The organism is Dehalococcoidia bacterium (assembly GCA_030648205.1).
In the GTDB taxonomy this organism is placed as follows: Bacteria; Chloroflexota; Dehalococcoidia; order JAUSIH01; family JAUSIH01; genus JAUSIH01.
This window is the reverse complement of record JAUSIH010000071.1, coordinates 1-12,837: the sequence shown is the minus strand read 5'-3', so window position 1 is coordinate 12,837 and position 12,837 is coordinate 1. Positions and strand designations below refer to the sequence as shown.

12 protein-coding genes and 4 tRNA genes are annotated in these 12,837 nt (G+C 64.7%); 4 read left to right on the top strand and 12 right to left on the bottom strand.

Translation table 11 applies throughout. The annotated features are described in order from the left end of the window. The 6 genes from Q7T26_08820 to Q7T26_08795 all read right to left on the bottom strand — a co-directional run. A partial coding sequence (locus Q7T26_08820) for a site-specific DNA-methyltransferase (GenBank protein MDO8532249.1) occupies positions 1-191 on the bottom strand: 191 nt, incomplete at its 3' end. A 347-nt stretch (positions 192-538) separates the two neighbouring features. Next, positions 539-2,005, bottom strand: coding sequence for a tRNA lysidine(34) synthetase TilS (gene tilS / locus Q7T26_08815; GenBank protein ID MDO8532248.1), 1,467 nt, complete (start codon positions 2,003-2,005; stop codon positions 539-541). Positions 2,006-2,131: 126 nt separating this feature from the next. Further along, the gene (locus tag Q7T26_08810; protein ID MDO8532247.1) at positions 2,132-2,791 is read right to left on the bottom strand and encodes a histidine phosphatase family protein; all 660 of its coding nucleotides are present in this window, start codon (positions 2,789-2,791) and stop codon (positions 2,132-2,134) included. A gap of 2 nt (positions 2,792-2,793) precedes the next feature. After that, positions 2,794-3,975, bottom strand: a complete 1,182-nt coding sequence (locus Q7T26_08805) for a M48 family metalloprotease (protein ID MDO8532246.1) — start codon at positions 3,973-3,975, stop codon at positions 2,794-2,796. Next, positions 3,972-4,766: a TIGR03936 family radical SAM-associated protein gene (locus tag Q7T26_08800; protein ID MDO8532245.1), complete on the bottom strand. Its 795-nt coding sequence runs from the start codon at positions 4,764-4,766 to the stop codon at positions 3,972-3,974. The genes Q7T26_08805 and Q7T26_08800 overlap by 4 nt, the downstream gene beginning before the upstream one ends. A 234-nt stretch (positions 4,767-5,000) precedes the next feature. Beyond that, complete coding sequence (locus Q7T26_08795; protein ID MDO8532244.1) at positions 5,001-6,248, bottom strand: hemolysin family protein; 1,248 nt, start codon at positions 6,246-6,248, stop codon at positions 5,001-5,003. A 154-nt stretch (positions 6,249-6,402) separates the two neighbouring features. On the opposite strand from Q7T26_08795, the gene Q7T26_08790 reads away from it, so the two are divergent. The 4 genes from Q7T26_08790 to Q7T26_08775 all read left to right on the top strand — a co-directional run bounded on the left by Q7T26_08790 (position 6,403) and on the right by Q7T26_08775 (position 6,808). After that, positions 6,403-6,478 (top strand) — tRNA-Met (locus tag Q7T26_08790). A 25-nt stretch (positions 6,479-6,503) separates the two neighbouring features. Then, positions 6,504-6,579, top strand: a tRNA-Val gene (locus Q7T26_08785). Between the two features lie 24 nt (positions 6,580-6,603). Next, a tRNA-Leu gene (locus Q7T26_08780) sits at positions 6,604-6,691 on the top strand. Between the two features lie 40 nt (positions 6,692-6,731). Further along, positions 6,732-6,808: transfer RNA gene (locus Q7T26_08775), tRNA-Arg, on the top strand. Positions 6,809-7,064: 256 nt separating this feature from the next. Here the strand turns inward: Q7T26_08775 and Q7T26_08770 are convergent. From Q7T26_08770 to Q7T26_08745, 6 genes are all read right to left on the bottom strand, one after another. Beyond that, complete coding sequence (locus tag Q7T26_08770; protein ID MDO8532243.1) at positions 7,065-7,652, bottom strand: hypothetical protein; 588 nt, start codon at positions 7,650-7,652, stop codon at positions 7,065-7,067. A gap of 116 nt (positions 7,653-7,768) precedes the next feature. Further along, positions 7,769-8,206: a c-type cytochrome gene (locus tag Q7T26_08765; protein ID MDO8532242.1), complete on the bottom strand. Its 438-nt coding sequence runs from the start codon at positions 8,204-8,206 to the stop codon at positions 7,769-7,771. Then, positions 8,206-9,732, bottom strand: coding sequence for a hypothetical protein (locus Q7T26_08760; GenBank protein MDO8532241.1), 1,527 nt, complete (start codon positions 9,730-9,732; stop codon positions 8,206-8,208). Before Q7T26_08760 ends, Q7T26_08765 begins: the two co-directional genes overlap by 1 nt. An 11-nt stretch (positions 9,733-9,743) precedes the next feature. Next, positions 9,744-11,090 carry a hypothetical protein gene (locus Q7T26_08755; protein ID MDO8532240.1) on the bottom strand — a complete coding sequence of 449 codons (1,347 nt, stop codon included), beginning with the start codon at positions 11,088-11,090 and terminating at the stop codon, positions 9,744-9,746. A gap of 354 nt (positions 11,091-11,444) precedes the next feature. Then, the gene (locus Q7T26_08750; protein MDO8532239.1) at positions 11,445-12,209 is read right to left on the bottom strand and encodes a hypothetical protein; all 765 of its coding nucleotides are present in this window, start codon (positions 12,207-12,209) and stop codon (positions 11,445-11,447) included. Between the two features lie 353 nt (positions 12,210-12,562). Beyond that, a partial coding sequence (locus tag Q7T26_08745; protein MDO8532238.1) for a hypothetical protein occupies positions 12,563-12,837 on the bottom strand: 275 nt, incomplete at its 5' end.

Here is a 12,837-nt window from a genome sequence, read left to right as displayed (position 1 = left end):
AAGGTCGCCGGATGCACGTTCTTGTCCCGCATGTCGCGCTGTTCGTAATTGAACTGCCACACGCCGATTTGCCCTTTGATCCAGTCCTTCGCATTAGCACAACTGATATGGTTTTCTGAACATGCGCAAGTGCGCTGATGTGGAATGTCCAGCATTGATGGCGGGGTTAGTCTGACTATCTCGACAACCACAGAGCCTCCCTGTCCGTCAAATGATGCTCACTAAGCCTTCTTCTGTTCTCTAACCCTCGGCGTGTTCCAGTACGGGCTGTTGCAATTGGGGCATGTCTTCGGGGAGCGTATCGTTCGAGGCACCCATGTGTGAGCACACCTTTCGCACCTGTAAGCAGGGACGGTCGTATCTGGCATGATGCCAACCTCCACTATATCCAATGGTCATTATCATATGGACTATCTCCTTGCGTTGTCAACATATCGGTGTTTTACTAGCGACATAGACGATAGTAAACGCAGGGTGAGGAGCAGTTGCACAAAAAGTCACCCCTCGGAGGCGGTTTATGTGCAAAGCTGCCTCGCGGTCACGCTCCGACCGGCTCGAACTCCAGCAGCAGGACGCGGCGGGTCGCTTCAGTCACCTTGACTCGCTCGCCGATGCGCCATCCTACGACCCAGAGCACGCCTCTCTCCGAACAGACCAGCGGAATGCGGCTGCGCCACAGGCGCGGCACCTTGGCGTCCACCATGCAGTCCTGTAGCTTTTTCGGCTCCGTCATTCCGAGAGGCTGAAAGCGGTCGCCCGGTCGCCGCGCCCGCACGACGAGGGAGTCGCCCGCCGCCGCGCGGTCCAGGGCCGCCTGGTAGCCCGTCGGGAGGCTGCGCACCTCCTCCCGCGCCATCTCTCGCGCCGTGATGCGCCAGCCGGGAAGGCGCGTTGCGCCGGGCACGCGCAGCGGGTGCTCCCCCGCGAGGGGCGGGAACGGTGAGCGCGACTCTGGTTGTCGACCGAGCACGAGGCCGCCGTGCTCCACCGAAAGCACGAGGCCGTCCGGCAGGCGCAGGGAGCGGCCCACGGACTTCCGCAGCGCGCCCAGCATAGCCTCCACATGGGCGGCGGTGACGCCCTGCGGGCCGTCCAGCGCCTCTTCAAGCGCCCGTATGCAGATATGGCGCTGGAGCGCGGCGGGCAATCCAGCGAAGCCCTGCGCATCAACGACCAGGCCGCGAGGGTCGGGGCGAACGACGGCGGGCCAGGCCTCCGCGGCGCGGGCGTCAATGTAGTCCAGGTCGTCGCCGGCGGCGCGGGCCAGCCGGGCCAGTGCGCTCTCGATGCGCGGATTGTACCGGCGCAGTACGGGAAGGAGGTCCCACCGGACGCGGTTCCGCAAGAAGGAAAGGTCACGATTAGAGGCGTCGGTGCGCGGCTCCAGGGCGTGAGCGCGGCAGTAGGACTCTGTCTGGGCGTGCGATACGTCCAGAAGGGGCCTCACGACCTTCCAGGATGCGTCGCCCGCCCTCAGCGGCCACGGGCCAACGGGCCGCAGCCCGCGCACTCCGCCAAGCCCCGACCCGCGCAGGACGTGGAGCAGGACGGTCTCCGCCTGGTCAGCGGCGGTATGCGCCAGGGCAAGCGTGGAGGCGCCCTGCGCGCGCATGACGTCCGCGAAGAAGGCGTAGCGCACCTCGCGCGCGGCCATCTCCAGCGATAGTCCTTTGCGCCCCCGCCGGTAGGCACTGACGTCGCGTTTCTCCACTGTAGCGGGCACGCCCATGTCGGCGGTCAGGCGGGCGACGTACGCGGCGTCGGCCTCCGCCTCCGCGCCGCGCAGGCCGTGGTCCAGGTGGGCCACGTGGAGGCTCAGCCCCAGCTTCCGTTGCAGCGAGGCCAGGATGTGTAGCAAACAGACCGAGTCCGGCCCGCCGGAAACGCCCACCACCAGCGGCCCGGCACGGCCCCGCTCCGCGAGGGCACGGCCCGCAAGTCCGTGGGTCTCCGCAAAGGCCCTGACCACGCGCGGGAGGCCGCTGGACGTAGTCCTAGAAGTCATTTCAAAATGCCTGCTCACCCTTCGACAAGCTCAGGGTGAGCGGTGGTTTTTCCGTTCATGGTGAGCCCTTCGGCTTCGCTCAGGGCAGGCTTTGTCGAACCATGAAGCCGAATTTTGGAACGGGTTCTAGAAGACATAGCCGCTCCTCGCGCCGACCGACAGGTGACAGCAGTCGTTCATGGCCACCAGCCGCGGCCTGCTGTCTGAAGAGAACTCCACGGTGCTGACTCCTCCCTCGCTCACGCGCACACGCCGGAAATGGTCCAGGGGAAGGCCCAGGACCGCGCTGATCACCACCTGCATGAGGAAGCTGTGGGTCACGACCGCCACCTGCTCGCCAGCATGCACCTGGCCGATGCGCTGGATCGCGGGCCATGCACGCGCCTGCAACTCCACCAGCGTCTCGCCGCCTCCGGGCAGGCGCACCGACGCATCCCGCCGCCAGCGCGCCAGAAAGTCGCCGTACCGCTCCCGCATCTCGGTGAGCGTCACGCCGTCCAGCGCGCCCACTTGCAGTTCCTTAAGTTCATCCAGTGTCCGGACGGACAGCCCGTGCCGTCCCGATTCATCGGGACTGCGGTGCACGCGCGCGATGGCTTCGGCGGTGTCGCGGGCGCGGCGCAACGGGCTGGAGTAAACAGCGCTCAGCGGCTTCTCGGCGAAGGTGCGCGCAAGAGCCTGCGCCTGCGCGCGCCCCGTCTCGTTCAGCGGAGTATCGCTGTGGCCCTGGATGCGATGGAGGCGGTTCCAGTCCGTCTGGCCGTGGCGGACAAGATAAAGCAGCACAGTCATACCTTCACGGGCGGGACTTCGCCGTGCGCGCGCGCTGCGGCGCCCGCATCCTCCGGCGCGCAGGCCTCCGCCATTCGGACGCGCTCGCGGTACGTGGGGTGAGAGCCGATCAGCAGGTGCAGCCAGCGCGGCGGGTCGGATTCGCTCAGGTTCTGGTCCGTGAGCCTGGTCATGGCGCTCATGAAGGGGATGGGCGCGCGCGTCTGCTCCAGGGCAAAGCGGTCGGCGGCGCGCTCGAACCGGCGGCTCAGGAGGCTGGTGACGGGCACGCCCAGCGCGCCCGCAACGGCAAGGACGAGCAGCAGAACAGGCAGCCCCGCCACGTCCGACAGGTCGCGGTAGCCGAAGGCGGGGAACAGGCGCGCCGCGACGACGTGGGCCGCATAAAGCTGCGCCACCACGAGCGCCCCCTGGGCGGCGATTCCCCACGGAATGTGCCCCAGGGCGTGGTGGCCCATCTCGTGGGCCATGACCGCCTCAATCTCGTCGGCGGTGTACGTCTGGAGCATGGTGTCGGTGAGGACGATGCGCCGGGTACGGCCCATGCCCATGAGCGCGGCGTTCGCCACCGTGCCCTTCGCGCTTACGTCAATGGTGAACACGCCCGCCACCCGCGCCTTTGCACGTTCCGCCATGCGCTCCAGACGCGTGCGCAACTCCCCATCCTCAAGAGGTTTCTGTTTGTAGAACAGAGGGACGATGACCAGGGGAAGCAGCACAGCCATGCAGATGGAGACCAGCACGAAGGCCAGCGTCGCCAGCAGCCACCAGTAGCCAGGCGCAAGCTCCAGCAGGACGTAGAGCACGCCCAGGAGCGCGCCGCCCAATAGAAGCGTCAGGCCCGCGCGTTTCGCCATATCAAGAAGCCACCCGCTAAAGCTCTGGGTCAGCAGGCCGTAGCGCAGGGGCAAAAGATAGTCGACGTAAACGCGCAGGGGCAGCGTTACCGCATCGTACACGACGATCAGGACAGCCAACGCCAGCGCGGCAAGTATGGGCGCCGGCGCGGGCACCTGGTCCCGAAGCGCGCCGCCGACATTCAGCGCAACGGCGGCAACCAGGTACGCGAAAGCCAGGGCCAGGTCCAGGAAGAAAAACAACCGGCTGGCCTTGCCATAGGCCCGCGCCTTGCGCTGCCGCGCGGGGTCCAGCCCCGTGTGCTGCTCCGGCGCGCTCATGGCGCGTCGGTCACGCCGCGGACATCAGGGCGGACACATGGGTCCGCCCCTACGACATCGTCCCGCGGGTCGTCCGGCCCGCCGGCGGCACGAGGAGAGGACGGCATGGGAGCAGCATGCCGGGCGGCGAGCACTTCCACGGGCCTCGCCAGAATGAGCCGAACGCGATGCACCGCCAGCGGAGGCTCGGCGAAACCAAGCGCCGCCGTCACCTGCTCCGCTCGGCCTGCGCCGGACATGTCCATCTTCAAGCGCATGAACAGGACAGCCCTGCCTCCCGCGACATCCTCTACCCGCACGTCTTCAACCAGAGGCCGGAGATCGTAGTGTCGCACCGACCCTTCGCGTTTCTGCTCCCAGGGCAGCGAGGACCGCGCAAGGAGTCGTCGCACGACGTCCTCCACCGCCTCGCGCGCCGCGCCCGTTTCCAGGATGACGCGGTACTCCGCCGACCGCGTGAGCGCCTGGAGCGAGGGCAGGTTGACATCCACGTCCTCGCCGTGGATGACCTCCACCCCTTGTGGCAACGTGCGATTGACGGCGCGCGCGAAGAAGAACGGGGCTATGCGCCGTGTCAGGTACACGTCCATCAACTCCGCCTCGCCGGTTACGCCTACGGGCAGCGCGGCGGCGAAGGAGAACCGGGGCCGCGGAGAGAACCCCTCGGTGTAGGCCAGGGGCACGTCGGCGCGCCGAAACGCGCGCACCCAGAGCCGTTGCATGTCCAGAAGGGACAGGAACTTCAGCGGCCCCTCGCGCCGGTAGGTCACGCGCAAACGCTGTACAGGCATCTTGTTTCCCTTTGCCAGGCTTTCAAGTGATGGCGGGGCTGCTAGAAGTCATTCCAAAATGCCTGCTCACCCTTCGACAAGCTCAGAGTGAGCGGTGGTTCTTCCGTTCATGGTGAGCCCTTCGTCCTTCCAGGGAAGGATCAGGACAGGCTACGGGGCTCCGCCCCCTCTGGCTCCCTCGTGCCGGACATTCCGGACGAACCCCTTCCGTAACGAAGCGTTGGAAGCACTACACTACGAAGAACGGGTGACGAGCACCTTTTGGATTTTCACACCGTTCATCTGGGTGACCACCAGCTTTAAGCTGCCGTGGCGGAGCTGCTCGCCCTGCTGGGGCACGTGCCCCAGCAGGGCCATGACAAATCCGGCCACCGTCTCATAGTCGCCTTCCGGCAGGCCAAGGCCGAGCTGCTCATTCGCCTCGTCTATGCGCATGCCGCCGTCTATCTGGAAGGTCTTGTCGTCAATGGCCTTAAACTCGGGTTCGAGCTGCCCGTCGCCCAGCGGGCCGACGATCTCCTCCACAAGCTGCGTCACGGAAAGCAGGCCCGCGACGCCGCCGAACTCGTCCACTACGATCGCCATGGACGTTCCGCGGGCGCGCATCTCCTGAAAAAGGTGCGTGACCTGCTTGGTCTCCGGAACGAAGTACGTCGGCTTGACGAGACGCGTCACGGGGCTGTCCGGCGTCAGCTTCTGCTCCGCCATGACGCGCAGCACATCCTTGACCGAAAGGATGCCTGTGATGTTATCCAGGCTGCCCTCGTAAACGGGGAACCGCGTATGAGCGCACGTCTTATAAAGGGCAAGGAATTCCTGAAGAGGAGTGCCTTCTTCCACCGGGACGATTTCGTTCCGGGGCGTCATTATCTCTCGCACCTGTCGATCGCGAAACTCCAGGATGGCGTGCAGCATCTCCGCCTCGGTGTGCTCCACGGCGCCACCCTCGCGGCCCATCGCGATGGCCGCACGGAGCTCGCCCGCGCTGACCAGCGCCGGCTTTCGCTTGACGGAAGGGCCCGCCACGGCCCATATCAGCTTGTGGAGAAGCCAGGTTATGGGGTAGAGCGCCTTTTCCGCTACCTCCAGCGGCACGACGTTGACCAGCGCCAAGCGCTCCGCGTGTCGCGCGCCCATGACCTTCGGGAACACCTCTCCGAACACAACCACGACGATGGTGACGGCGACCGTGGCGATGAGCACGCCGCGGTCCGGCCCGAACAGGGACACGGCAATGACGGTGCCCACCGCCGCCATTGCGGTGTTCACCAGGGTGTTGCCCACCAGGATCGTTATCAGGAAGCGGTCGGTGTTTTCCACCATGCGGAAGACGCGCATCGCGCCGGCGGCGCCTTCGTCCACCAGGTGGCGCAGGCGCACCCGTGACAGGGACATGAAGGCCGTCTCCGAGCTGGAGAAGAACGCGGAGAGGGCCAGACAGATGATGAGGGCAGCGAAGTTGATCAGAGTGGATGAGTCCATGCCGTCCCTTCCTCCTTCCGCAACGTTCCGATGATACCATAACGGACAGAGAGACGGAACGACGGGTCTAGCGGACGCCTAGCTGTGCCAGCATGCCGCCACGTTTGACAGAGGGATATGCTCATGCTATAGTTGCACAGAGTTCAATTGAACTGGCAACGTAGCTCAGCGGTTAGAGCGGGCGCTTCATAAGCGCCATGTCGCAGGTCCGAATCCTGCCGTTGCCACCAAGTACACCCGACGGCAATCACTTTCGGGCGCTTAGCTCAGTGGTTAGAGCGCTTGCTTCACACGCAAGAAGTCGCAGGTTCAAGTCCTGCAGCGCCCACCACGATGGTCAACCGAATAGGCACATGCCGAAGTGGCGGAACTGGCAGACGCGCTGCGTTCAGGGCGCAGTGGTCATTACGACCGTGTGGGTTCAAATCCCTCCTTCGGCACCATCCCCCCACATAGCCGGGCCGGTTTTCCCCGGCAGACAGCGCGCTTGTAGCTCAGCTGGATAGAGCGCAGCCCTGCGAAGGCTGAGGTCGTGGGTTCGAGCCCCACCAAGCGCACCATCCCTCTCTCCCCCTCTCCCCGCCGACGCAGGCAGACCGTCTGACCGACCAGATAAAGTGGCTAGTGCGTCTGGTTTGCACCTGCTGGCCGTCCAGGCCGACGGCGAGTGGATCGCATCAATGGAGCCGTGCAAACGCGGCCGTCTCTTCCAGCAGCAGAGCACACAGCGACGCGCTTTCCCTTCCTCAAGACCTGAAGGCGTCTCGTGTCTATCTGTGTCGCACAGGTGGCCTAAGGGAATCTTAGACCCAGGGCCTAATTGAAGTCTACGCTTATCCCCGTGCAGCTCTTTGATGCATTCGGCGCCGGGATCGTGAAGGCACCGCTTTGAGCGGACGCAATTGACGGCGATGAGCCGGTCACCTTGTATTCCTGCGGAGTGGACCCCGAATTCGCCGGGATGGTGAACGTCACCTCCCAGCAACGGGACACAACATTGGACTGGGTTGTCGTCCCGCAGGACGTGGCAGCCTTCTCTTCAGTCACGCCGCCCTGCCTGGTCAATATGAAGGTAACCGAGGTAATTGCGGGAGCTTCTTTGTCCTGAGTTTTGATAGTCGCCGAAATATTTCCACCGGTGGGATTGAGGGCGCCCGGATTGAAATCCACCTGCGCCCGTTCCCACCTGGGGTACACTTCGGCGGACGAAGCGCCCTCTGTGGCCGCAGACACGACCAGTGCGCTGGTGGACGATGGAGCAGCAGCAACCTCTGGAGCCGCCGTGGGCGCGGGCTCTGGAACGGTAGTCTCCATCCACGGTTCGGAGTACGAACTGCCGCACCGGATGGTGAACAGCGCCGCTACTACGACGACGAGCGCTGCGATGATGTGACGGGTGGGCATGGAGGCGCCTCCTATTGATTGACGTTGGGACGCCGGCGATTCCCTATCGTGGTCGCCGAGCGCTCGGCACACGGCGTGGTTGGGGCCGATACTTCAGACGTTGGAGTGCCACGCCGTCATTTCACGCTCTTGATGAATGCGATAATGGCTCTCACCTCCTCGTCCGAGACAGGCATTTTGGGTGGCATGACTGGCGCGTATCCCTGGATCACGCGCGCCAGCGGGTCTTTAATGGCCTCGTCAAGGTACTTGTCGTTCGCCACAGCCCGCGTGCCGTCCGTGAACGCAAGCTCCCGACCGTACAGGCCTTTCCACGTGGGGCCCGACAGCGAGCTTCCATCCAGCGAATGGCACCCCAGGCAGCCGTAGCGCAGGGCCGCGTTTCTTCCCGTGCCCACAAGCGCGATGTCAGGCGTTGGCACGGACGCGCCCGGCTGCGCGGCCAGGGCGGCGAACCCGCTGGTGGCTTCGCAGGCGGCCAGCACCACAGCCATCGCCACAGCCATCGCCACGAGGCCAAGCAGCACGGTGAATCTCGACTTGCTCGCGCGCATTACTTCGTCTCACCCGTCACGAGGAACGCGAACCGGAACGCGGGAATGTCCTTTTCGTTCGGGTGGTCATCCAGATATGTGAGCTGGGGAACGCGGAAGATGTAGAACTCCTCCATGTTGTCGTACACGCCGTAGTTGAACATGCCCTGGCCGCCCACCGGCTCGTACATGCCCGGGTACAGATTGATGAAGTGCCAGCCGGGCTTGCCGGACGCAGGGATGTGGATTGTTATGTCACCCTGACTGGTGACGGAGCAGGCGTAGCCCGTCCAGGCGTTGTCGTAGGTGATGATGAAAATCTTGCCGGTATCGGTGTCGTCCACGCCCTTCAGGTTGATGGTGATGTCGGTGCCGACCGGCCCGCTTGCAGGCGTGATGAAGTTGGCCTTGGGACGTACGTTGAACTCTCCGGTCGCCAGCGACTGCTCGCCCGACTTGAGCACGACGGGATGGACGCGCCCGACATCCTCCGGTACCTTGAACGTCGCTTGCAGAGTCCCGTCAGCGGCGGTCCTGCCCGTCACCACCGGGAAGGTCGCGTTTGCACGGACGCCGCCCGCCACCACCGGGTCAGGCCCGAACTGCGTCAGCCAGTCCAGTCGCACATTGGTGTTCGCGGGAAGTCCGCTTCCACGGACAGTCACATCCATCCCCACGAAGCCGCTCGCCGGGTCAAGCCAGATGAACGGCCCTTTCGCGTCTCTCGGCGGCTCCCCCGCGATGGGCTTCGGCCCCTGCTGCTCTGGAGGAGGCGGCAGTATCGCCTGTCCGTCCGTCACCGTGAACTCGAACGTCCACGTCGGTCGAGTGGGGTCCGGCGAGTGCGCCGCGTTCAGGTCCGGGAAGTACGGCCCCTGGAAGACCTCCAGGATGTGCCTGCCGGGTGCGCCCGTGGCCGTGATGACGCCCGTGGCCGTTCCCTTCGTCGTGACCGCGGACATCCAGCCCGCGAACTGGTTGTCGTAGAGCACGACCCAGTCGCGTTCCCGGGGCTGTACGCCGACCCCCTTCAACTCGATGGTGATGGGCACGCCGGGCGGGCCGCTCTGCGGCGCCATCCGCGCCTGCATCTCGACGAAGAATGCGGACGTGGCGCGCCGCTCTCCGCCCTGCGCCACGACGATCTCGTGGTTGAAACCAAACCCCTGGGGTACCTGAATCCGCGCCTCAAACGCGCCGGATGCGTCCGCTCGGACCTGCGTTAGCGGGACCATCTGCTCCTTGTACTCGCGCGCCTTGAATCCGCCGCCTCTGGCGTCCCAGGAACCGTTCCAATCCTGCCAGAGGACGTCCAGGGCCGCGTTCGCGGCGAAGCCGCTGCCGCGCAACGTCGTTATGGAGCCGATGGGCCCGCGCGCCGGGCTCAGAGTGACGGCGCTCCGCGACGGGTTCGTGCCCTGTTGATCATCGCGCGCGACGCTGAGCGGCGCGGCGGCGCCCGTGACCAGGCTCAAGCCGAGCAGACCAATGAGCGCGAGGTACGAGACAGCCTTGCCTGATGTTCCAAGAGCTTTTGTCGGTCTCATGGCTCGGCTCCTTACTCGGTCACTTCTATCGCCAGGCGGAACGCTGACAGGCGGTATCCGAGCTGCATACCCGGGAAGTCCTGCGCGAAGGTGAGGAACGGCAGGCGGTACCCCCACCAGGTCTTGTCCTTGCCGCTTTGCAGCATTGGATAGACGTCAATCAGGTGCGTGCCGCTCCCGCCTGTGGCGGTCAGCCTCAATGTGATGTCCCCGCTTCCATCCTGAGCGATGGCGTTGCCGATGTAGGCATTGTCGTACGTCACGGCCACGCCGTTGTCCAGCTCCGTCCATCCGGCGCCCTTGATTTTGATTGTGAAGGTATCGCCCATCCTGACCCGACGAGGGGTGACGGAGACAACGCTGCGCTCCACGTAGAACGGCGCTTCCGCGATGGTGTCCTTGCCTGCCGCGAGCCGGACCGCGTGCCACCCTCCCACATCGTCCGGGATCTGAACGTCGACGGTCAGCGCGCCGTCGGGGGTCGTCGTCACTTTCGTGAGCGTGGTGGTCGTCGGCGTCCAGCTTGCAGGCGCATTCGGGCTGCTCTGAACGGTCAGCCACAGAAGGTCAAGCTGCACGTTGGGCGGAAGACCCTGCGCCCTTAGCGTGGCTTTGGAGAGCGCGGCGCCCGCCGCAGGCTCCAGCGTGGCAGTCATGCCTGACGCTACCGATGTCTTCTTCGCGATGGCGCCCGGGACAATCGCGTTGGCGACGGCGACGCGGGAGCCGTCAATCTTGTCCACGCTGTCGGGCGGAGGCCCCTTGTCGTCCGTGACCGTGAACACGAAGTCGAACTGCGGGAGGTACGAAAACGGCGATTGCTGGATGTTGATGTAAGGAATGGACTTGCCTGCGCTGTGCAGGCGGATGGTGTGCTGGCCGGGCGGGCCGGCGGCGCGAATTTGGAAGACCGCCTTGCCGCCCGTGGTCACGGCGGACATATAACCGCCATACTTGTTGTCGTACAGCACGCCCATGGAGTGCTCGAAGGGCTTCCATCCCATGCCCGTGACAGTGATGGTGATGGGCGTGCCCACCGGGCCTTCGGTGGGGCTGATGGTCGCGTAGCGAAGGGTGCGGAACCCGCCCTGCGCCACGTCCTGGCCCGCGGCGACGGCGTATATCTCGTGCACCTCCCCGAAGTCGTCCGGCGCGGCGAACGTCGCCGTCGCCTTGCCCTGCGCGTCCACCGTGGCGCGGCCCAGCGGAATCCGTCTGGGCTTGAAGACGCGCTGCTCGTACTTGACGGCGCCCGCATCAGTCTTGATCGCGAATGAGCCGTTCGCGGTGGCCCACTGGAACTCCACGTCCTGGCCGGGCGTCAGGCCCTCCGCGGTCATGGTAATGGCGGTGCCCACCGGGCCGACCTCCGGAGTCGTCTTGGCCGGCTTGACGGGAACGCTCGGAGCGGGCGCTGGCGCCGCGGGAGCGCCGGGGGGAACAGCGGCTGACAGCGCTGACGAGGATGTGGCTGCCGGTGGCTGGGCGGGAGACGGTGATGTGACGCAGGCGGACGATATGACCAGAATGCTTCCAGCGACGATACTGAGTGCTGCTCGAAGCAGTAGAATCCCCAGGGAACCATGTGCGATCATCAAAGGTCCCCCCTTTCTTTACCTGCTCAAAGCCGTTTCAACGGCGTGCGACTCCTTTCCTGAGTCCAGGGGAGGTCCGGCGGGACCCCGGGAGGCCTCCCCTGGACTAGAGCGCTGCTATTCGATGACCGTCAGAGCGCTGTTTGTGCCGTCAGGAGCTATCTCTCTGAACGTGGCCGACTTGCCGTCCGTGGTCGTCGCCTCAACGGTGTACTTCACGACGCCCAGAGGATAGTCCGGCGGGATCGTCCAGCCAGTCACCCAGATCCATATTACTTCTGTGCTTCCGTGTGGGCCCCAGCTCATCGGCAGTTCCTTGCCATCCGGCAGCTTCACGACAGCCTTCGCGACATCCGCCTTCTGAAGGACCTTTCCGGTTGAGGTGTCCGTAATGGTCGCGCGGAAGACAACCCGCATACCACGCTTGAAGTTGCCCGTTTTCAGGCAGGATTTTGTGGAGCCGATGTTGAACTCAGTGGGGTTCCCCGTCGTGGTGTCAACGTAGAAGGCCAGCTTGGTGTACTCCGCGGCGGGAATCGGCCTTGGCGTCGGGCTTGGTCCGGGGGTGGGAGGCGGCCTGACAATCGGTTTTGCTTCGACGGCGGCGACGAGAGCTCCCTTGAACGCCTTCGCCTGCGTTTCAAGCTTGGCGACCTGCTCCTGAAGGGCCTTGACCTGCTGGGCACTCGCGCCGGTCTGTTGCGTTGCCGCCGTCAACTGACCCTGCAGGTCCGCCGCTTTCTTTTGTTCAGCCGCGACCTGCTGCTTCACGGCGTCGTACTCTGCCTGAGCGACTCCGGAACAAGCGGCTATGGATAGTATCAGAAGCGCGGACGGCACGACTACCCCAGCGACTCTCCAGAAGCCCTTTTTGCGCGACATATACACCTCCTGTAGTCCGTTTGATTGAGAAGCTGTCTGACCCGTGGCCTTGCACATGCACGGTTATGCCCTGTTGACGTCACCTCCTGCAACAGTTTTGATCCGGTTTCGTCTGGTCTGCCTTCGCAGACAAATGCCCGTGACTTGTTTGCCAGTGATGGCAGGCCTTTGGTCTGAACACTCCGAGAGGCAAAAAAAGAAGGGACGGCCGGTGTAACACACGCCGTCCCTCTCGCGTTCTTATAGCCGATGGCCTACGTGCCGGTGTCATGGTGTACCCCCTCGTTGTACGGAAACCCTCCCAGGCGTTTGCGAGACCGGGCCTTAAGGCCCACTCAGACGGATAATTCGTGTCAGCCGACGGCCTGCTCCTGCGGCCTGCCCGGCGATGTCTGCTTGCCCTTCCCGAAGACCTTGCCAGGTCCCCAGGGAGTCCCCAGGGCCGGAAGCAGCCAGCGGTCCGCGCCCCAGCGGCCCGCAACCTTCCATGCCAGGACCAGGAACGTGGCCACGGCGAAGAGCATCGGATTCGTGCTCGCGGAGCCGGCCATCATGAAGTTCCAGTTCATGAGCGACCCCAGGAAAGCGGCGATGCCCACGAACGCTCCGATGATAAGGGCGACGCCGA